The organism is Enterobacter sp. ECC-219 (genome assembly GCF_043966805.1).
GTDB classification, from domain to species: Bacteria; Pseudomonadota; Gammaproteobacteria; order Enterobacterales; family Enterobacteriaceae; genus Enterobacter; species Enterobacter cloacae_N.
On the sequence record NZ_CP143680.1, the window covers coordinates 2,124,716 to 2,143,186 of the forward strand.

Consider the following 18,471-nt stretch of genomic DNA (forward strand, 5'->3'; position numbering starts at 1 on the left):
CGATTATGAATACATCGCCGTAATCGACGCGCTCCCCAGCGAATGGAAATGCACGTTAAACCCGACCATCGCGCCGCTCGCCTCTTCATCAACCTCAATCTTCTCCACGTCCAGCGCGTGCACCGTGAAGATATAGCGGTGGGTTTCCCCTTTTGGCGGCGCCGCGCCGCCGTAGCCCGCTTTACCAAAATCAGTGCGGGTCTGAATCGCGCCCTCAGGCAGGGCAACCAGATCAGAGCCGGAACCCTGCGGCAGGACGCGCGTGTCGGCGGGCAGGTTCGCTACGATCCAGTGCCACCAGCCGGAGCCGGTCGGCGCGTCCGGGTCGTAGCAGGTCACGACAAAGCTTTTGGTTCCGGCTGGAACCTCGTCCCACGCCAGGTGCGGGGAGATATTATCGCCCTGATACCCCATGCCGTTGAAAACGTGGCGTTCAGGGAGTTTTTCACCGTCGCGCAGATCTTTACTGATGATTTTCATACGGTTTACCCTCGTTATTCACTCGTTCAGGAAGTGTAACGCATGGGGTTAAATCGTGAAATGCGCGGGAATGTTAACGGCTGTTACGACCGCGTCGGTTAATTTACGTAGCTGCTCTGGCGTAATGCTATACGGCGGCATCAGGTAGATAAGCCTGCCGAAAGGCCGCACCCACACGCCCTGGTCCACGAAGAAGCGCTGCAGCGCCGCCATATTCACCGGATGGGTGGTTTCAATCACCCCGATGGCGCCCAGTACGCGCACGTCCGCCACGAAATTCGCACCGGAGGCGGCGCTCAGTTCCGATTTCAGCTGCACTTCTATCGCCGCAACCTGCGTCTGCCACTCGCCGCTCTCCAGAATCGCAAGGCTTTCACTCGCCACGGCGCAGGCCAGCGGGTTGCCCATAAACGTCGGGCCGTGCATAAAGCAGCCCGCCTCGCCGTCGCTGATGGTGTCGGCAACCTGGCGGGTGGTCAGCGTGGCGGAGAGCGTCATGGTGCCGCCGGTCAGCGCTTTGCCCAGACACAGAATATCCGGCGAAATGCCCGCATGCTCGCAGGCAAACAGCTTGCCGGTGCGGCCAAAGCCGGTGGCGATCTCATCGGCAATCAGCAGAATGCCCTCGCGGTCGCACATCTTGCGAATGCGCCTGAGCCATTCCGGATGGTACATCCGCATCCCGCCTGCGCCCTGCACAATTGGCTCCAGGATCACGGCGGCAATCTCATGACGATGCGCCGCCATCAGCCGCGCGAAACCGACCATATCCATCTCGTTCCACTCGCCGTCGAAGCGGCTCTGCGGGGCAGGGGCAAACAGGTTTTCCGGCAGATACCCCTTCCACAGGCTGTGCATGGAATTGTCCGGATCGCACACCGACATCGCCCCGAAGGTATCCCCGTGATAGCCGTTGCGGAAGGTAAGGAACCGCTGGCGCGCTTCGCCCTTCGCATGCCAGTACTGCAGCGCCATTTTCATCGCCACTTCCACTGCTACCGAGCCGGAATCGGCCAGGAAGACGCACTCCAGCGATTCAGGCGTCATCGCCACCAGGCGACGGCATAAATCCACCGCCGGCTGATGGGTAATCCCGCCAAACATCACGTGCGCCATCTGGTCAATCTGGGCTTTCATTGCCGCGTTCAGGCGCGGGTGGTTGTAGCCGTGAATGGCCGCCCACCAGGAAGACATTCCGTCAACCAGCCGCTCGCCGCTGGCAAGGTGCAGCTCGCAGCCGTGGGCCGAGGCCACCGGATAGACGGGGAGGGGGCGGGTGGTGGAGGTGTAAGGGTGCCAGATATGCTGCTTGTCGAAGGCGAGATCGTCCTGGGTCATAATCGACTTGTAAACCATTTTGAAAAGTTTTAGGTTTACGAGTATAAACCGAACCGAAAATTAACAAAACCCTTTGGAGAAGCCCGATGGCTCACCACGCACGCTGGACGATGTCGCAAGTAACTGAATTATTCAACAAACCTTTCCTTGAGCTGATGTTTGAAGCCCAACAGGTGCATCGTCAGCACTTCGATCCGCGCCATGTTCAGGTCAGCACGCTGCTGTCGATCAAGACCGGCGCCTGTCCTGAAGACTGCAAATATTGCCCGCAGAGCGCGCGCTACAAAACCGGCCTGGAGTCCGAACGGCTGATGGAAGTGGAGCAGGTGCTCGACTCGGCGCGCAAGGCGAAAAACGCCGGCTCGACCCGCTTCTGCATGGGCGCGGCGTGGAAGAACCCGCACGACCGCGACATGCCGTATCTGGAGCAGATGGTGAAGGGCGTGAAGGAGATGGGCCTCGAAGCCTGTATGACGCTTGGCACGCTGAACGAGGAGCAGGCGCAGCGCCTCTCGGCGGCGGGGCTCGATTACTACAACCACAACCTCGATACCTCCCCGGAGTTTTACGGCAACATCATCACCACGCGCACCTACCAGGAGCGCCTGGACACGCTGGACAAAGTGCGTGGAGCGGGGATCAAGGTCTGCTCCGGTGGTATTGTCGGCTTAGGCGAAACGGTGAAAGACCGCGCGGGCCTGCTGCTGCAGCTGGCGAACCTGCCCACCCCGCCGGAAAGCGTGCCGATCAACATGCTGGTGAAGGTCAAAGGCACGCCGCTGGCGGATAATGACGACGTGGATGCGTTTGATTTTATTCGTACCATCGCAGTGGCGCGCATCATGATGCCAACCTCTTACGTCCGCCTTTCTGCGGGCCGCGAGCAGATGAACGAGCAAACCCAGGCGATGTGCTTTATGGCCGGGGCCAACTCCATCTTCTACGGCTGCAAGCTGCTGACCACGCCGAACCCGGAAGAGGACAAAGATGTTCAGCTGTTCCGCAAGCTGGGGCTGAACCCGCACCAGACCGAGGTGCTGACGGGCGATAACGAGCAACAGCAGCAGCTGGAGCAGCAGATTTTTAACGCCGACACCGACCAGTTCTACAACGCGGCAGCCGTATGACCTGGCAGGCACGAATTAATGCCGCGCTGGAAGAACGCCGGGCGGCAGAGGCGTTTCGCGTACGCAGTGTGGTGGAAAACGGCGCGGGCCGTTTTCTGACCCGCGAGGGGCGGCAGTTTTGTAATTTCTCAAGCAATGACTATCTCGGACTGAGCCAGCATCCGGCCATCGTCCGGGCCTGGCAGCAGGGCGCGGAGCGGTTTGGCGTGGGCAGCGGCGGCTCGGGACACGTCAGCGGGTACACCACGGCGCATCAGGCGCTGGAGGAAGAGCTGGCCGACTGGCTTGGCTATTCGCGTGCGCTGCTCTTTATCTCGGGCTTTGCCGCCAATCAGGCGGTCATCGCGGCCCTGATGGGGAAAGAGGACCGCATTGTCGCCGACCGCTTAAGCCACGCCTCGCTGCTTGAGGCGGCAAATTTAAGCCCGGCGCAGCTGCGCCGCTTTGCCCATAACGATGCGGGGCAGCTTGCTGCGCTGCTGGATAAACCCTGCGACGGGCAACAACTGGCGATCACCGAAGGGGTGTTCAGCATGGACGGCGACAGCGCGCCGCTTGCTGCGCTGCACGAGGCCGCAAAGCGGCAAAACGCCTGGCTGCTGGTGGACGATGCCCACGGGATTGGCGTGATGGGCGATGAAGGTCGCGGCAGCGCATACCAGCAAAACGTGAAGCCCGAGCTGCTGATTGTCACCTTCGGCAAGGGCTTTGGCGCCAGCGGCGCCGCCGTACTGTGCAGCGAGTCCGTCGCTGACTATCTGCTGCAGTTTGCCCGGCATTTGATCTACAGCACCAGCATGCCCCCGGCACAGGCCGTGGCGCTGTCGGCGTCGCTGGCGGTGATCCGCAGCGCAGAAGGGGATGAACGTCGCCAGCGGCTGGCAGAGCATATCTCCCGCTTCCGCCAGGGACTGGCGGCGCTGCCCTTCCTCAGTCCAGAGTCGCAGAGCGCCATCCAGCCGGTGATTGTTGGTGAAAACGGCCGCGCGCTGGCGCTGGCACAGGCGCTGCGCGAGCGCGGCATGTGGGTGACCGCCATTCGCCCGCCAACGGTTCCGCCGGGTACCGCACGGCTGCGTTTAACCCTGACGGCGGCGCATGAAGCTCGGGATATCCAGACGCTGCTGGAGGCGCTCCATGACGCCGGTGAATAAACAGGCCGTTGCGGCGGCATTTGGCCGGGCCGCGCGGAGCTATTCTCAGCACGATGAACTGCAGCGCCAGAGCGCGCAGGGGCTCCTGGCCGCGCTTGGCGGGAACCGCTTTCCGCAGGTACTGGACGCCGGCTGTGGTCCCGGCAGTAACAGCCGCTACTGGCGTGAAGCGGGGAGCCAGGTGACGGCCATCGACCTGTCGCCCGCCATGCTGGACGAGGCGCGCCAGCAGCAGGCTGCGCATCACTACCTTGTAGCTGATATCGAGGCTATCCCGCTGGCGGACGCGCAGTTCGATCTGGTCTGGAGCCATCTGGCGGTGCAGTGGTGCAGCAGCCTGCCGCAGGCGTTAGGCGAGCTTTATCGCGTCGCCCGCCCGGGAGGGAAGGTGGCCTTTACCACCCTGCTGGAAAGCTCGCTGCCGGAGCTGAATCAGGCGTGGAAAGCAGTAGATGAGCAGCCTCACGCCAACCGCTTCTTATCGCATGACCAGGTCACGCAGGCGCTGGCAGGCTGGCGCTGTCGCAGCACGGTGCAGACCATCACGCTCAATTTTAGCGACGCGTTCAGCGCCATGCGTTCGCTGAAGGGCATCGGCGCCACGCACCTGCACGCTGGGCGGGAGAAAAAACCGCTGACCCGGGGCCAGCTGCAGCGCCTGGAGCTGGCCTGGCCGCAGCAGCGGGGCTTTTTCCCGCTCTCTTATCAACTTTTTCATGGGATTATCGAACGTGACTGAACGTTATTTTGTTACCGGCACGGATACGGAAGTGGGCAAGACGGTTGCCAGCGCGGCCCTTCTGCAGGCGGCGCGAAAGCTTGGGAAAAACACCGCCGGATATAAGCCTGTTGCTTCCGGCAGCGAGATGACGGCGGAAGGGTTGCGCAACACCGATGCACTGGCGCTCCAGCGTAATAGTACCCTTAAGCTTGCCTATTCGGCGGTCAATCCATACACCTTTGCCGAGCCGACCTCGCCGCACATTATCAGCGCCGACGAAGGCCGTCCGATTGAGTTCGCCGTGCTGTCTGCCGGGTTACGGACGCTCGAAAGCCAGGCCGACTGGGTGCTGGTGGAAGGCGCGGGCGGCTGGTTTACGCCGCTTTCGGACACGCAGACGTTTGCTGACTGGGTGCAGGCCGAGCGGCTCCCGGTCATTCTGGTTGTCGGCGTTAAGCTGGGCTGCATCAATCACGCTATGCTGACCGCGCAGGCCGTACGGCAGGCCGGGCTGCGTCTGGCGGGCTGGATAGCCAACGATGTGGTTGCGCCGGGGAAACGACATCAGGAGTATCTGGCGACGCTAAGGCGTGTACTTCCCGCCCCGTGCCTTGGGGAAATTCCCTGGCTTGCTGACGGCGCGGAAAATGCCGAAACCGGGCGCTATCTCGACCTCAGCGCCTTGCTTCCCGCGACATCCAGTGGGCAATAAGCTCATCGTTCAGTTCGCTAACGTGGCCGTGCGCCACGTTACGCCCGCGATAAAGCATGCAAAACCGATCCGCCACCCGGCGGATAAACGACAGCTGCTGCTCCGCTAACAGCACCGTCATGCCTAACTCCTGGTTTAAGCGCACCAGCAGCTGCGCCAGCTTCTGGGCAAAGCCGTGTCCCGCGCCGTGCATGGGTTCATCCAGAATCAGCATCCGCGGGCGGTTGACCAGCGCATTCGCCAGCGCCAGCTGATACTGATCCTCCGGCGAAAGGGTATTGCCTCGCGTCTGACGTCGCGCGTAGAGTTCCGGGAACAGATCGTATACGTCGCTTTTCGCTGCCGGGTCGGGTTTCCCCACCGCCCGCATGGCAATATGCAGATTATCCTCAATCGTCAGCTGAGAAAAAATCCGCCTGTCCTGCGGCACATAGCCTATTCCCGGCCCTGAACGCTCTTCTGACGCCTGGCTGAGCAAATCACGCGGCGGTGCACCCGCTTCATGCCAGATGATGGTGCCGCTATCGACGGGCACTTTTCCGGTAATGCAGTTCATGAGGGTGGTTTTGCCCATCCCCGGCAGGCCAACGACGCCTGTGCACATCCCTTGCGGAAAATCTAAATCCACGTTCCACAGCGTATGTTGGCTTCCGTAAAACTGATTCACTGCACGCAGACTCAACATCTTTCTCTCCTTAAAAATGTGTCGGTGACGCTCGTTTATGCTTCTGCAAAACCCCTGCCAGAAAGCGTAAATCGATTAAAAAAACGGCTTTTTTTAGGAATAAACCACCGGTGAATCGTCTAAACGAACGGGGATTGCACATCGGCGGTGCTGGCGGTGTTGAATGGTGGTGCAGGAGGAAAAATGGCGGAAATGTGAGCAGGATCGCACCGGTTGGTTATGAATGACTCAACTGTTTATCGTCAAAAAATAGCTATAAAAATTTTTTGTTGCCGCCTCGTGGGAAAATCCGGGAATTTGCTGAGCGGCGGTCTGCACGGGCTGGAAGCAGTTATCCACTATTCCTGTGGATAACCATGTGCATTAGAGTTAGAAAACACGCGATAAGCGAGAGAAGACGCGGCTTTCGCCCAAATTGACGCGAAACGCGGCTTTAGAAAATATCCTTTATAATTTAATTGCTTAGATAAAAGCAATTACCGTAATGAAAGTGTCACTCGTTGCCATAAAACTATCATTACCTGGCTTGACAAATGTTAAAAAAGAAAAAGTTCTGGGGATAACCCAGCCTGGCTGGTTTTTTATCTCGTCAGAGCCTAAATTTTGTTCGCTAACGCGCTAATGATTTAGCCGCTACGCTAAATATCCTGACACGCCACTGGTTTTTCATCCAGTGTTTTTTACTGGCATTCCTGGCAACAACGAGTAAAATTACTCACCTGCCGCTTATAACGTCATCAGGTCGTCGCCCATGAGTAAACCGTTCAAACTGAATTCTGCTTTCCGCCCATCAGGCGATCAGCCTGAGGCGATCCGTCGCCTTAAAGAGGGGCTGGAAGACGGGCTGGCGCACCAGACGCTGCTGGGGGTAACCGGCTCGGGCAAAACGTTTACTGTCGCGAACGTGATCGCTGACCTGCAGCGCCCCACGATGGTGCTTGCACCCAACAAAACCCTCGCGGCACAGCTTTACGGCGAGATGAAAGAGTTTTTCCCGGAAAACGCGGTGGAGTATTTCGTCTCCTACTACGATTACTACCAGCCGGAAGCCTATGTGCCGAGCTCTGACACCTTCATTGAGAAGGATGCTTCGGTGAACGAACACATCGAACAGATGCGACTGTCGGCGACCAAGGCGCTGCTTGAGCGTCGCGATGTGGTTGTGGTCGCGTCGGTTTCGGCGATTTACGGCCTGGGCGACCCGGATCTCTACCTGAAGATGATGCTGCACCTGACGCAGGGGATGATCATCGATCAGCGCGCGATTTTGCGCCGTCTGGCCGAGCTGCAATACACCCGTAACGACCAGGCGTTCCAGCGCGGGACGTTCCGCGTGCGCGGTGAGGTGATCGACATTTTCCCTGCGGAATCGGACGATATGGCGCTGCGTGTTGAGCTGTTTGACGAAGAGGTGGAGCGTTTGTCGCTGTTCGACCCGCTGACCGGGCACGTTGAGTCGGTGATCCAGCGTTTTACCATCTACCCTAAAACACACTACGTGACGCCACGCGAGCGTATCGTGCAGGCGATGGAAGAGATCAAAGAGGAGCTGGCAGAACGCCGTAAGGTGCTTCTGGCGAACAATAAGCTGCTGGAAGAGCAGCGCCTGAGTCAGCGCACACAGTTCGATCTGGAGATGATGAACGAGCTGGGCTATTGCTCGGGTATCGAAAACTACTCGCGCTTCCTCTCCGGGCGCGGGCCGGGCGAGCCGCCGCCGACGCTGTTTGACTACCTTCCGGCAGACGGTTTGCTGGTGATCGACGAATCCCACGTCACGATCCCGCAGATCGGCGGGATGTACCGCGGTGACCGCGCGCGTAAAGAGACGCTGGTGGAGTACGGATTCCGCCTGCCGTCAGCGCTCGATAACCGTCCGATGAAGTTTGAAGAGTTTGAGGCGCTGGCGCCGCAAACCATCTACGTGTCGGCCACGCCGGGCAACTACGAGCTGGAGAAATCCGGCGATGAGGTGATTGATCAGGTGGTCCGTCCGACCGGGCTGCTGGATCCGATTATCGAGGTGCGCCCGGTTGCGACCCAGGTGGACGATCTGCTCTCTGAGATCCGGGCCCGTTCCGCCATCAACGAGCGCGTGCTGGTGACCACGCTCACCAAACGAATGGCGGAAGACCTGACCGAGTATCTGGAAGAACACGGTGAGAAGGTGCGCTATCTGCACTCGGATATCGACACCGTGGAGCGTATGGAGATCATCCGCGATCTGCGTCTGGGCGAATTTGACGTGCTGGTGGGGATTAACCTGTTGCGAGAAGGTCTGGATATGCCGGAAGTCTCGCTGGTGGCGATTCTGGACGCCGATAAAGAGGGCTTCCTGCGCTCTGAACGTTCGCTGATCCAGACCATTGGCCGCGCCGCGCGTAACGTCCACGGGAAAGCGATACTGTACGGTGACAAAATCACCCCGTCGATGGCGAAAGCGATTGGCGAAACGGAACGCCGCCGCGAGAAACAGCAGCGCTATAACGAAGAGCACGGCATCACGCCGCAGGGGCTGAACAAGAAGGTGGTGGATATTCTGGCCCTGGGTCAGAACATTGCGAAGACCAAAGCGAAAGGCCGCGGCAAGGCGCGTTCAGTGGTGGAAGAAGATACCGTCGTGCTGACGCCGAAGGCGCTGCAGCAGAAAATCCACGAGCTGGAAGGGCAGATGATGCAGCACGCGCAGAACCTGGAGTTCGAAGAGGCGGCGCAGATCCGCGACCAGCTTCATCAACTGCGGGATCTTTTCATCGCGGCATCGTGAGTAAGCGTTGTTTTCTCCCTCTCTTAGTGGGAGAGGGCCGGGGGGAGGGCATCAGGCCGCACAAAACGAACCTAACCCAACGCCTGAATCGCCTTCTCCAGCGCGTCGCGCAGCAGGTGACGGTCGTGGCGATACTTGATGTCTGAGGCCTCCAGCGGCTCCTGCACCACCAGACGATCGCCAATCCCTGACACATCCACTTTTGGGCCCACGACTACGCCGTCAATGATCTTCTTCCCGACGTAGTGCTCCATCAAATTGAGTTTGTCCGCCAGCGACAGGCTTGCCGCGGCCGGGCTCAGCTCGCGGCCGAGGTTACCGATGTAAACCATCGGGGCAGGGGTGCGGCGCAGCGCCTGCGCCAGCTCTTTTACCAGCAGAATTGGCATCAGGCTGGTGTAAAAGCTGCCTGGACCAATCAGGATAAGATCCGCTTCCCCGATGGCCTCCACCGCTTCACGCGTGGCGGGTACGCTCGGATAGGTCATTAACTCCGTTGGCGGCAGGATGAGCTGGTCAATATTCACCTCGCCATAAACTTCATGCCCTTCGGCGTCGATTGCCATCAAGTCAACCGGCTGTTCAGACATCGGGATCAGGAATGCGTCCACTTTGAGCAGATTACGGATTAAGTTGATGGCTTCCAGAGGCCGTACGCTCAGGTGATCAAGCGCCTTTAACATTAAATTTCCAAGGTTATGCCCGGAAAGTTCGCCATTACCGCCAAAACGGTACTCAAACATCGCCGACGCGACGCTCGGCTCGGTAATTAACTGATTCAGGCAGTTGCGCATATCTCCCCAGGCGATGCCGCCTTCAGCACGACGAATGCGTCCGGTTGAGCCGCCGTTGTCGGTGGTTGTTACTATCCCTGTCAGCCGTGAGCCCAGTGACGACAAAGAGGACATAACGCGGCCCAGGCCGTGGCCTCCGCCAAGAGCGACCACTCGGTCAAGATCCGCAAAAGTGCGACTGCGCATACATATTCCTTTTCACCTGTAATCGCGTAACAGTAACCTAACTACCCCTAAAAGACGATGCCTCACCCGACGCAAAATGACGTATATCAATGCGAAAATACGGTTTTTAAGTATTCTGTAGCGAAAATGCACGATTGATTCGCTATATAGATAATTATATAGCGTGAAGTGATAATGGCGCCGCCAGAATTTCCGCGCTACTATCGCTTAAACCACGTTTTCAACGTTGAAAACATACACTCTAGCCTTGGCGCCTGTGTCGAATGATATGGCGCCCTGGCCGTGGCGGATTTGCCACCAGGGTACAGAAAGAAATGACTGTGCCTCCCGTATCTGGAAAGGTGTACATGGCTTCACAACTTACTGATGCTTTCGCGCGTAAGTTTTACTACTTGCGTCTGTCGATTACCGATGTGTGCAACTTCCGTTGCACCTACTGCCTGCCCGATGGCTACAAGCCGGGCAGCGTCACCAATAACGGCTTTCTCTCCGTGGATGAAGTGCGCCGCGTCACGCGTGCGTTCTCTGAGCTCGGTACGGAAAAAGTCCGTCTGACCGGGGGCGAACCCTCCCTGCGTCGTGATTTCCCCGACATCATTGCCGCCGTACGTGAAAACGAACGTATCCGCCAGATTGCGGTGACCACCAACGGTTACCGCATGGCGCGCGACGTGGCGAACTGGCGCGACGCTGGCTTAACCGCTATCAACGTCAGCGTCGATAGCCTCGATGCCCGTCAGTTCCACGCCATTACCGGCCAGGATAAATTCCAGCAGGTCATGGACGGCATCGACGCCGCATTCGCTGCGGGCTTCGACAAAGTCAAAGTCAACACGGTACTGATGCGTGATGTAAACCATCATCAGCTGGACACCTTCCTGGCGTGGATCAAACCACGCCGCATTCAACTGCGTTTTATTGAGCTGATGGAAACCGGAGAGGGCAGCGAGCTGTTCCGCCGTCACCACATCTCCGGCATGGTGCTGCGCGACGAGCTGCTGAGACGCGGCTGGATCCATCAGATCCGCCAGCGCAGCGACGGCCCGGCGCAGGTCTTTTGTCACCCGGATTACGAAGGCGAAATCGGGCTTATCATGCCCTACGAGAAAGACTTCTGCGCCAGCTGCAACCGCCTGCGCGTCTCCTCCGTTGGCAAGCTCCACCTTTGCCTGTTCGGCGACGGCGGCGTAGACCTTCGCGATCTGCTGGAAGACGATGCGCAGCAGGACTCGCTTGAAGCACGCATTTCTGAAGCGCTGACGCATAAAAAACAGACCCACTTCCTGCATCAGGGCAATACCGGTATTACTCAGAACCTGTCCTACATCGGCGGGTAATCAGGCTTAAGAAGGAATCAGAAGATGAGTCAGGTAAGCGCAGAATTTATCCCGACACGCATTGCTATTCTTACCGTTTCCGACCGCCGTGGTGAAGAAGACGATACCTCCGGCCACTGGCTGCGCGAGGCGGCACACGAAGCCGGACACCAGATTGTTGATAAAGCGATCGTCAAAGAGAACCGTTACGCCATTCGCGCGCAGGTTTCGCAGTGGATTGCGAGTGACGACGTCCAGGTGGTGCTGATTACCGGCGGCACCGGCTTTACTGCAGGCGATCAGGCCCCCGAAGCGCTGCTCCCGCTGTTCGACCGCGAAGTGGAAGGCTTCGGCGAAGTGTTTCGCATGCTCTCATTTGAAGAGATCGGCACCTCTACGCTTCAGTCCCGTGCCGTAGCGGGCGTGGCGAACAAAACCCTGATATTCGCCATGCCGGGCTCGACTAAAGCCTGCCGCACTGCGTGGGAAAATATTATTGCCCCGCAGCTGGATGCCCGTACCCGTCCCTGTAATTTCCATCCCCATTTAAAGAAATAAGCTATGTCACAACTAACCCACATTAACGCCGCCGGTGAAGCGCATATGGTGGATGTTTCCGCCAAAGCCGAAACGGTGCGCGAAGCGCGAGCGGAAGCGTTCGTCACTATGCTGCCGGAAACGCTGGCGATGATTATCGACGGCAGCCACCATAAGGGCGACGTCTTTGCCACTGCGCGCATCGCGGGTATTCAGGCCGCCAAGCGCACCTGGGACTTAATCCCGCTCTGCCATCCGCTGATGCTGAGCAAGGTGGAGGTGAACCTGCAGGCGCAACCGGAGCACAGCCGCGTGCGCATTGAGTCCCTGTGCCGCTTAACCGGGAAAACCGGCGTGGAGATGGAAGCCCTGACGGCGGCCTCCGTTGCCGCGCTGACCATCTACGACATGTGCAAAGCAGTGCAGAAAGATATGGTGATTGGCCCGGTTCGCCTGCTGGCGAAAAGCGGCGGCAAATCCGGTGATTTTAAGGTGAACAGCCATGATTAAGGTGCTCTTTTTCGCCCAGGTCCGCGAGCTGGTCAATACCGACAGCCTGATGCTGGATGCGCCCTTCGAAAACGTCGCTGCCCTGCGCGCGCATCTGGCGGCGCAAAGCGACCGCTGGGCGCTGGCGCTGGACGAGGGCAAGCTGCTGGCGGCCGTTAACCAGACGCTGGTGGAGTTCAGCCACCCGCTGGCCGAAGGGGATGAAGTGGCCTTCTTCCCGCCGGTGACAGGGGGTTAAGATGGCGGAAACCCGAATTCTGGTGAGCCCCGAGCGTTTTAACGTGGGGACCGAATACAGCTGGCTGGCGGAACGCGATGAAGACGGCGCGGTCGTCACCTTCACCGGCAAAGTGCGTAACCACAACCTCGGTGACAGCGTAAAAGCGCTGACGCTGGAGCACTATCCCGGTATGACGGAGAAATCGCTCGCGGCAATTGTGGAAGAGGCGCGAGGCCGCTGGCCGCTTGGGCGCGTCACGGTTATCCACCGCATTGGCGAGATGTGGCCCGGTGAAGAGATTGTGTTTGTCGGCGTGACCAGCGCACACCGCGGCAGCGCGTTTGAGGCCGGGGAGTTCATCATGGACTATCTCAAAACAAAAGCGCCGTTCTGGAAGCGCGAAGCCACGCCGGAAGGGGACCGCTGGGTGGAATCTCGCGACAGCGATAAACAGGCCGCCAGCCGTTGGTAGTCGGTTTACGTGGATGTGTTACTCTTAACGTGTGTGTCTTCTTAATCTTAATCAGGAGTGAATCATGGACCGATTTCCGCGTTCCGATTCAATAGTACAGCAGACCCGTAGCGGCCTGCAGACGTATATGGCGCAGGTGTACGGCTGGATGACGGTCGGCCTGCTGCTTACCGCGTTTATCGCGTGGTATGCAGCGAACACGCCTGAGCTGATGATGTTTATCTTCTCCAGCAAAATCACCTTCTTTGGGCTGATTATCGCGCAGCTGGCGTTGGTGTTTGTACTCTCCGGGCTGGTGCAAAAGCTCAGCGCGGGCATGGCAACCACGCTGTTTATGCTTTATTCGGCGCTGACCGGCCTGACGCTTTCCAGCATTTTCATCGTCTACACCTACTCCTCCATCGCCAGCACGTTTGTGGTGACCGGGGGGATGTTTGGCGTGATGAGCCTGTACGGTTACACCACCAAACGTGACCTGAGCGGCTTAGGCAACATGCTGTTTATGGGGCTGATCGGGATTGTGCTGGCGTCGCTGGTGAACCTGTGGCTGAAGAGCGACGCGCTGATGTGGGCCGTGACCTACATCGGGGTGGTGGTCTTTGTTGGCTTGACCGCTTATGACACCCAGAAGCTGAAAAACATCGGCGAGCAGATCGACGTGCGCGACAGTTCCAACCTGCGCAAATACTCGATTCTGGGCGCGCTGACGCTCTATCTGGACTTTATCAACCTGTTCCTGATGCTGCTGCGTATTTTTGGCAACCGTCGTTAAGGTTGTTTTGCCGGGTGGCGGAGCGGTCTGGTGCCCTCACCCTGACCCTCTCCCACGGGAGAGGGGACAAACACTAAAAACGGCAACAAGGTTGCCGTTTTGCTTTTATTTCGCCATCGCCTTCTCGTTCTTCGCCCTCAGCTTTTTCGCCCGACTCTCCAGCACCAGATAACAGACCGTGGCCAGTGCCAGCGGCAGGAAGTAATAGAGCATGCGGTAGGCGAGCAGGGCGGCAATAATCGTCCCCTGTGAGACATGCTCTCCGGCCAGCAACGCAATAAATACCGCCTCCAGCACCCCAATCCCTGCCGGGATATGCACAATAACGCCGGCGATACTGCTCACCAGCAGCACGCCCAGCACGAAGAAGTAGTTCACGTCCTCGCCAATCAACAGCCAGATGATCGCCCCCATCGCCATCCAGTTGGCGCTGGAAACCGCCATCTGCAGCACCGCGAACTTCCACGACGGCAGTACCAGTTTCTGCCCTTTAATGGTCATATGGCGGCGTCTGGCAAAGGCGCAGGCCCACAAATACACGGCGATGATCAGCAGCAGCACGAAGCCGAGAATGCGCAGCGTGGCTTCGTCGATATACCAGTGCGCGGGCAGCTGCACCACGCCGATGGTGAAAATTACCCCGCCGAGCAGAATATAGCCCAGCCAGTTGGTGGTGATGCTTAATGAGAAAATGCGCGTGATCGTCCCACCCGGCAGGCCAAGCCGCGAGTACAGGCGATAGCGCATGCCAATCCCCCCGACCCAGGTGCTCAGCGTCAGGTTAAAGGCGTAGCAGATAAACGACACCAGCATCACCTGACGTTTAGCCAGCTTGTGTCCGCAGTAGGCGCGGCCGAGCAGGTCATAGCAGCCGTACATCAGGTAGCTCACGATCACCAGCCCAACGGCGCCCAGCAGCACCAGTCGGTTATAGTTGCGGATAACCTTCCACACCTCTTCCCAGTCCACTTTCTGCGCGTAGACCACCAGCAGTACCGCGACCGCGATAAAGAATACCCAGGTGAGGATTTTTTTCGCCAGCCGCCAGCGAGGATGAGATTTTGACATCAGGGTTTGCCTCCATCTTCCGCTTCAACGCGGTCCTGGGTTTCCATTTCGGGTTGTACCGGCGGATCCACCTGCGCCAGCTTCGGCGTATGCGCCGGCAGCCAGCCGACCATCGCCGGGAAGTGGCGCAGGAAGTGGAACACCACCACGCCGACGCCAACGTTCCACCAGCTCCGTTTCGGCACCATGGATTCATCCACCCGCACGCAGTCCTTATTGATAAGTCCCTGAAGGTTATCGCGCAGGGTCTGATTAAACTGGCGGTCATGGATGATCAGGTTCGCTTCCAGGTTAAGCGACAGGCTCAGCGGATCGAGGTTACTGGAGCCAACGGTTGCCCAGTGGTCATCCATCACGGCCACTTTGCCGTGCAGCGGGCGGCGGCGGTATTCATATATCTGCACGCCGCTTTTAACCAGATAGCGGTAGAGCAGACGCGCGCCGACCTTCACAATCGGCATATCCGGCTCGCCCTGCACGATGAGTTTCACCCGGACGCCGCGGCGGGCCGCGTTGCGCATGGCGTGCAGAATACGGTAGCCGGGGAAGAAATAGGCATTGGCGATAATCACTTCGCGCTTCGCATTGGCCAGCATCTTCAGGTAGTGACGTTCAATATCGTCCCGATGCTCCTCGTTGTCCCGCCAGACAAACAGCGCCTGCGCTTCGCCGGGCTTGCGATTCTCTTCCGGGCGATGACGGCGTCGCCACCAGCGGCGAGCGGCCTCTTTACCGGGCAAGTTTTCCAGCACGAACAGCTGGATGTCCTGAACCACCGGTCCCTCAATGCGGATCGCGTAGTCCTGCTTGGCCTCCGGGCCGTAATCCGACATATGCTCGGCGGAGTAGTTAATGCCGCCCACGAACGCCACCGTTTCGTCCACCACAACGATTTTGCGGTGCATGCGGCGGAACAGGTTGGTGCGCATGCCGAACAGGCGAGGACCGGGATCGTAGTAACGGAACACCACGCCGGCGGCGGTGAGTTCATTAACAAATTCATCGCTGAGATCCGGCGAGCCATACCCGTCGAGCAGGGCCTCGATTTTTACCCCGCGCCGGGCGGCATGCAGCAGCGCGCTGTGCAGCTGCCTGCCAACGTCGTCTTCAAACCAGATAAACGTTTCAAGGTAGACTTTCTGCTGCGCGTGGCTAATCGCCTCGAAGACTGCCGGATAAAAGTTATCGCCGTTTTCCAGCAGCGTAATACGGTTACCTTCCTGCCATGTGCATTTCATAAGTGGATCTCCGCGCTCAGCGGGGCATGGTCGGAAAGATGTCGCCAGTTAAGTAACGCCAGCGCCGTCGGGCTGCTGGCATGCGCATTTTTCACGTAGATGCGGTCCAGGCGCAGCAGGGGAAAGCGCACGGGAAACGTCCGTGCGGGACGGCCGTGTGCCCGGGTGAAAATCTCCTCCAGCCCCGCATTCACCTTCAGAGGATGGTTGGCCCGCTGCCGCCAGTCGTTAAAGTCACCGGCTACCACCACGGGGTCGCCTTCCGGAAGCGCATTGGTCCAGTCAGCCAGCATCTGTAGCTGCGCCTGACGGTGGGCTTCACGCAGGCCAAGGTGAACGCAGCCTACGTGAACGGGAACGTCAAGATCCGGCGGTGCGATGCGGCAGTAAAGCAGCCCGCGCTTTTCGCTCTCTCCAACAGAGACGTCCCGGTTCTCGTAATGTTCGATAGGAAAACGCGACAGCACGGCGTTTCCGTGATGGCCTTCCGGATAGACCGCGTTGCGGCCGTAAGCGTAATCGCTCCACATGGTGTCGGCCAGAAATTCGTAGTGCGGCGTATCGGGCCAGTTTTCGAAATGCATAGGATGCACCTCGTGCGCGCCCATCACCTCCTGCAGGCAGACAATGTCCGCGCTGACGGTGCGTACCGCGTCGCGCAGCTCCGGTAAAATGAAGCGGCGGTTAAATGCTGTGAAGCCCTTATGAATGTTTATCGTCAGCACCTTAAGCGAGAAATGCTGCGTTTTTTTGCTCATAAACACCTTCCTGGGTGACTATCCCGATGAAAATAAAGTGTAGTCGGCGTCACAAAAAGATGCGGCGTTACGGAATTTTCCGTAAAGTGCGGTAGTCTGATTAAGCAGAGAAAAATCCTTCAGGAGAGAAGCCATGAAGTGGCAACAACGTGTTCGTGTCGCAACCGGTTTGAGTTGCTGGCAGATAATGTTGCATTTACTGGTCGTGGCCGTACTGGTGATGGGCTGGATGAGCGGCACGCTGGTGCGTGTTGGCTTAGGACTGTGCGTCCTCTATGGCGTCACCGTGCTGTCGATGCTGTTCTTACAGCGCCACCATGAAGCGCGCTGGCGCGAGGTGGGTGATGTGCTCGAAGAGCTCACCACCACCTGGTACTTTGGTGCCGCGATGATCGTGCTTTGGCTGCTGTCACGCGTGCTGCAAAACAACCTGCTGCTGGCCCTGGCGGGTCTGGCAATCCTCGCAGGACCAGCGGTGGTGTCGTTGCTCACCAAAGAGAAAAAGCTACGCAATGTTGCGTCTAAACATCGCATAGGCCACTGAGCCCGTCGTGGCCGCTATGACCAGTAGCGGCCACAAACTTCCCCAGACAATGTCCAGACTCGCATCCTTCAGATAGATCTGCTTGGTGATATCCGTAAAGTGTCGAATCGGGTTTATCCACGTTAAATCCTGGAGCCACACCGGCATGTTCTCGACGGGCGAAACGTACCCGGAGAGCAGAATCGCCGGCATCATAAAGACGAATACCCCGATAAACGCCTGCTGCTGCGTCGAGCAGAGCGCGGATATCAGCAGTCCAAATCCCACCAGCGACAGCCCGTAAATCACCATCGTGAAGTAAAACAGCGCCAGCGAACCGGCGAACGGGATCTCGTAGGCCCAAATCCCCACCCCCAGCACGATGGTGGCCTGGAACGTTGCGACGATCAGCGCCGGCACCGCTTTGCCGACGAAAATCTGCCAGGTGGCGAGCGGGGAGACCAGCAGTTGATCCAGCGTGCCCTGCTCGCGCTCGCGGGCGACGGACAGGGAGGTGACGATCATTACCCCGATGGTGGTGATCATGGCGATTAGCGACGGGACCACAAACCACTTGTAGTCCAGATTCGGGTTGTACCAATTGCGCACCACCAGCTCGCTGTTGTTGGGCTTCGGTTTGCCGTCCATCAGCTCCTGCTGGTAATCCTTCACCACCTGCTGCAGATAGTTCGCCGCTATCTGGGCGCTGTTGGAGTTGCGCCCGTCGAGGATCAGCTGCATAGGCGCGGTCTGGAAGGTGTCCAGGTTGCGGGAGAAATCCGCCGGGAAGCGTACCAGCAGCAGCGCTTTTTGCGTGTCGATGGTGGGCTGGATCTCCTGCGGGCTTTTCAGCAGCAGGATGTGGGTAAAGGCCTTCGCGCGGGCGAAACGCTGCGTCAGCTCGACGGCGTGTTTGCCGTTGTCTTCGTTGTAAATGGCAATGGTGGCGTTGGTCACCTCAAGGGTGGCGGCAAACGGGAACAGTAAAACCTGAAGCAGCACCGGCAGCACCAGAATGGCGCGGGTTTGCGGCTCGCGCAGCAGGGATTGCAGCTCTTTGCGGATCAGTGTCCATAAACGGTGAAACATGTGC

20 protein-coding genes and 1 riboswitch are annotated in these 18,471 nt (G+C 58.6%); of the genes, 12 read left to right on the plus strand and 8 right to left on the minus strand.

Annotated elements, in window-relative coordinates; translation table 11 throughout:
- Positions 1-3: 3 nt before the first annotated feature.
- Both V1603_RS09995 and bioA read right to left on the minus strand, forming a co-directional pair.
- A complete protein-coding gene (locus tag V1603_RS09995) occupies positions 4-480 on the minus strand; it encodes a kinase inhibitor (protein ID WP_116343361.1) in 477 nt (158 codons plus the stop codon).
- Positions 481-528: 48 nt separating this feature from the next.
- Entirely contained in the window at positions 529-1,818 is a 1,290-nt protein-coding gene (bioA, locus tag V1603_RS10000; protein ID WP_395313854.1) for an adenosylmethionine--8-amino-7-oxononanoate transaminase, read from the minus strand.
- A gap of 86 nt (positions 1,819-1,904) precedes the next feature.
- Between bioA and bioB the strand changes: the two genes are divergently transcribed.
- From bioB to bioD, 4 genes are read left to right on the plus strand one after another with little or no spacing between them, the layout of a single operon-like run.
- The gene (gene bioB, locus V1603_RS10005) at positions 1,905-2,945 is read left to right on the plus strand and encodes a biotin synthase BioB (RefSeq protein ID WP_116343363.1); all 1,041 of its coding nucleotides are present in this window, start codon (positions 1,905-1,907) and stop codon (positions 2,943-2,945) included.
- Positions 2,942-4,099, plus strand: coding sequence for an 8-amino-7-oxononanoate synthase (gene bioF / locus V1603_RS10010; protein ID WP_116343364.1), 1,158 nt, complete (start codon positions 2,942-2,944; stop codon positions 4,097-4,099). The genes bioB and bioF overlap by 4 nt, the downstream gene beginning before the upstream one ends.
- The gene (bioC, locus tag V1603_RS10015; RefSeq protein ID WP_116343365.1) at positions 4,083-4,838 is read left to right on the plus strand and encodes a malonyl-ACP O-methyltransferase BioC; all 756 of its coding nucleotides are present in this window, start codon (positions 4,083-4,085) and stop codon (positions 4,836-4,838) included. The genes bioF and bioC overlap by 17 nt, the downstream gene beginning before the upstream one ends.
- The gene (gene bioD / locus V1603_RS10020; protein ID WP_192982878.1) at positions 4,831-5,532 is read left to right on the plus strand and encodes a dethiobiotin synthase; all 702 of its coding nucleotides are present in this window, start codon (positions 4,831-4,833) and stop codon (positions 5,530-5,532) included. The genes bioC and bioD overlap by 8 nt, the downstream gene beginning before the upstream one ends.
- On the opposite strand, the gene V1603_RS10025 is transcribed toward bioD, so the two are convergent.
- Entirely contained in the window at positions 5,495-6,217 is a 723-nt protein-coding gene (locus V1603_RS10025) for an ABC transporter ATP-binding protein (protein WP_116343367.1), read from the minus strand. The two genes, bioD and V1603_RS10025, sit on opposite strands and share 38 nt — an antisense overlap.
- A gap of 751 nt (positions 6,218-6,968) precedes the next feature.
- Between V1603_RS10025 and uvrB the strand changes: the two genes are divergently transcribed.
- Positions 6,969-8,984: an excinuclease ABC subunit UvrB gene (gene uvrB, locus V1603_RS10030; RefSeq protein WP_395313855.1), complete on the plus strand. Its 2,016-nt coding sequence runs from the start codon at positions 6,969-6,971 to the stop codon at positions 8,982-8,984.
- A 71-nt stretch (positions 8,985-9,055) separates the two neighbouring features.
- Here the strand turns inward: uvrB and yvcK are convergent, their stop codons facing one another.
- Positions 9,056-9,964, minus strand: a complete 909-nt coding sequence (gene yvcK / locus V1603_RS10035) for a uridine diphosphate-N-acetylglucosamine-binding protein YvcK (protein WP_316380459.1) — start codon at positions 9,962-9,964, stop codon at positions 9,056-9,058.
- A 225-nt stretch (positions 9,965-10,189) separates the two neighbouring features.
- Positions 10,190-10,324: riboswitch (molybdenum cofactor riboswitch) on the plus strand.
- On the opposite strand from yvcK, the gene moaA reads away from it, so the two are divergent.
- The 6 genes from moaA to V1603_RS10065 all read left to right on the plus strand — a co-directional run bounded on the left by moaA (position 10,312) and on the right by V1603_RS10065 (position 13,791).
- Entirely contained in the window at positions 10,312-11,301 is a 990-nt protein-coding gene (gene moaA, locus V1603_RS10040; RefSeq protein ID WP_395313856.1) for a GTP 3',8-cyclase MoaA, read from the plus strand. Its footprint overlaps the riboswitch before it by 13 nt.
- 24 nt (positions 11,302-11,325) lie before the next feature.
- Positions 11,326-11,838, plus strand: a complete 513-nt coding sequence (moaB, locus tag V1603_RS10045) for a molybdenum cofactor biosynthesis protein B (protein ID WP_163330769.1) — start codon at positions 11,326-11,328, stop codon at positions 11,836-11,838.
- A 3-nt stretch (positions 11,839-11,841) separates the two neighbouring features.
- A complete protein-coding gene (gene moaC, locus V1603_RS10050; RefSeq protein ID WP_163330770.1) occupies positions 11,842-12,327 on the plus strand; it encodes a cyclic pyranopterin monophosphate synthase MoaC in 486 nt (161 codons plus the stop codon).
- A complete protein-coding gene (moaD, locus tag V1603_RS10055; RefSeq protein ID WP_232935974.1) occupies positions 12,320-12,565 on the plus strand; it encodes a molybdopterin synthase sulfur carrier subunit in 246 nt (81 codons plus the stop codon). Before moaC ends, moaD begins: the two co-directional genes overlap by 8 nt.
- A 1-nt stretch (position 12,566) precedes the next feature.
- The gene (gene moaE, locus V1603_RS10060) at positions 12,567-13,019 is read left to right on the plus strand and encodes a molybdopterin synthase catalytic subunit MoaE (protein WP_116343373.1); all 453 of its coding nucleotides are present in this window, start codon (positions 12,567-12,569) and stop codon (positions 13,017-13,019) included.
- A gap of 64 nt (positions 13,020-13,083) precedes the next feature.
- The gene (locus V1603_RS10065; RefSeq protein ID WP_010428846.1) at positions 13,084-13,791 is read left to right on the plus strand and encodes a Bax inhibitor-1/YccA family protein; all 708 of its coding nucleotides are present in this window, start codon (positions 13,084-13,086) and stop codon (positions 13,789-13,791) included.
- Between the two features lie 105 nt (positions 13,792-13,896).
- Here V1603_RS10065 and V1603_RS10070 read toward each other — a convergent pair whose 3' ends face one another.
- From V1603_RS10070 to V1603_RS10080, 3 genes are read right to left on the minus strand one after another with little or no spacing between them, the layout of a single operon-like run.
- Positions 13,897-14,859, minus strand: coding sequence for a lysylphosphatidylglycerol synthase domain-containing protein (locus V1603_RS10070; RefSeq protein WP_395313857.1), 963 nt, complete (start codon positions 14,857-14,859; stop codon positions 13,897-13,899).
- Positions 14,859-16,097 (minus strand): cardiolipin synthase ClsB, encoded by a 1,239-nt coding sequence (gene clsB / locus V1603_RS10075; RefSeq protein WP_116343375.1) that lies wholly within the window; start codon positions 16,095-16,097, stop codon positions 14,859-14,861. Before clsB ends, V1603_RS10070 begins: the two co-directional genes overlap by 1 nt.
- Positions 16,094-16,855 (minus strand): endonuclease/exonuclease/phosphatase family protein, encoded by a 762-nt coding sequence (locus V1603_RS10080; protein ID WP_116343376.1) that lies wholly within the window; start codon positions 16,853-16,855, stop codon positions 16,094-16,096. The genes clsB and V1603_RS10080 overlap by 4 nt, the downstream gene beginning before the upstream one ends.
- 133 nt (positions 16,856-16,988) lie before the next feature.
- On the opposite strand from V1603_RS10080, the gene V1603_RS10085 reads away from it, so the two are divergent.
- On the plus strand, positions 16,989-17,399 hold the full coding sequence (locus tag V1603_RS10085; RefSeq protein WP_115874544.1) for a YbhQ family protein: 411 nt from the start codon (positions 16,989-16,991) through the stop codon (positions 17,397-17,399).
- Here V1603_RS10085 and V1603_RS10090 read toward each other — a convergent pair.
- On the minus strand, positions 17,361-18,467 hold the full coding sequence (locus tag V1603_RS10090; RefSeq protein WP_116343377.1) for an ABC transporter permease: 1,107 nt from the start codon (positions 18,465-18,467) through the stop codon (positions 17,361-17,363). The two genes, V1603_RS10085 and V1603_RS10090, sit on opposite strands and share 39 nt — an antisense overlap.
- Between the last annotated feature and the right edge of the window lie 4 nt (positions 18,468-18,471).

Excerpts from the sequence above, each read along its gene's own strand:
- bioA (WP_395313854.1), bottom strand. The coding sequence starts at position 1,818 with ATGACCCAGGACGATCTCGCCTTCGACAAGCAGCATATCTGGCACCCT.
- bioC (WP_116343365.1), top strand. The coding sequence starts at position 4,083 with ATGACGCCGGTGAATAAACAGGCCGTTGCGGCGGCATTTGGCCGGGCC.
- yvcK (WP_316380459.1), bottom strand. The coding sequence starts at position 9,964 with ATGCGCAGTCGCACTTTTGCGGATCTTGACCGAGTGGTCGCTCTTGGC.
- V1603_RS10070 (WP_395313857.1), bottom strand. The coding sequence starts at position 14,859 with ATGTCAAAATCTCATCCTCGCTGGCGGCTGGCGAAAAAAATCCTCACC.
- V1603_RS10025 (WP_116343367.1), bottom strand. The coding sequence starts at position 6,217 with ATGTTGAGTCTGCGTGCAGTGAATCAGTTTTACGGAAGCCAACATACG.
- moaA (WP_395313856.1), top strand. The coding sequence starts at position 10,312 with ATGGCTTCACAACTTACTGATGCTTTCGCGCGTAAGTTTTACTACTTG.
- moaC (WP_163330770.1), top strand. The coding sequence starts at position 11,842 with ATGTCACAACTAACCCACATTAACGCCGCCGGTGAAGCGCATATGGTG.
- bioF (WP_116343364.1), top strand. The coding sequence starts at position 2,942 with ATGACCTGGCAGGCACGAATTAATGCCGCGCTGGAAGAACGCCGGGCG.
- uvrB (WP_395313855.1), top strand. The coding sequence starts at position 6,969 with ATGAGTAAACCGTTCAAACTGAATTCTGCTTTCCGCCCATCAGGCGAT.
- V1603_RS10065 (WP_010428846.1), top strand. The coding sequence starts at position 13,084 with ATGGACCGATTTCCGCGTTCCGATTCAATAGTACAGCAGACCCGTAGC.
- clsB (WP_116343375.1), bottom strand. The coding sequence starts at position 16,097 with ATGAAATGCACATGGCAGGAAGGTAACCGTATTACGCTGCTGGAAAAC.
- moaE (WP_116343373.1), top strand. The coding sequence starts at position 12,567 with ATGGCGGAAACCCGAATTCTGGTGAGCCCCGAGCGTTTTAACGTGGGG.
- V1603_RS09995 (WP_116343361.1), bottom strand. The coding sequence starts at position 480 with ATGAAAATCATCAGTAAAGATCTGCGCGACGGTGAAAAACTCCCTGAA.
- V1603_RS10090 (WP_116343377.1), bottom strand. The coding sequence starts at position 18,467 with ATGTTTCACCGTTTATGGACACTGATCCGCAAAGAGCTGCAATCCCTG.
- moaB (WP_163330769.1), top strand. The coding sequence starts at position 11,326 with ATGAGTCAGGTAAGCGCAGAATTTATCCCGACACGCATTGCTATTCTT.
- V1603_RS10080 (WP_116343376.1), bottom strand. The coding sequence starts at position 16,855 with ATGAGCAAAAAAACGCAGCATTTCTCGCTTAAGGTGCTGACGATAAAC.
- V1603_RS10085 (WP_115874544.1), top strand. The coding sequence starts at position 16,989 with ATGAAGTGGCAACAACGTGTTCGTGTCGCAACCGGTTTGAGTTGCTGG.
- moaD (WP_232935974.1), top strand. The coding sequence starts at position 12,320 with ATGATTAAGGTGCTCTTTTTCGCCCAGGTCCGCGAGCTGGTCAATACC.
- bioB (WP_116343363.1), top strand. The coding sequence starts at position 1,905 with ATGGCTCACCACGCACGCTGGACGATGTCGCAAGTAACTGAATTATTC.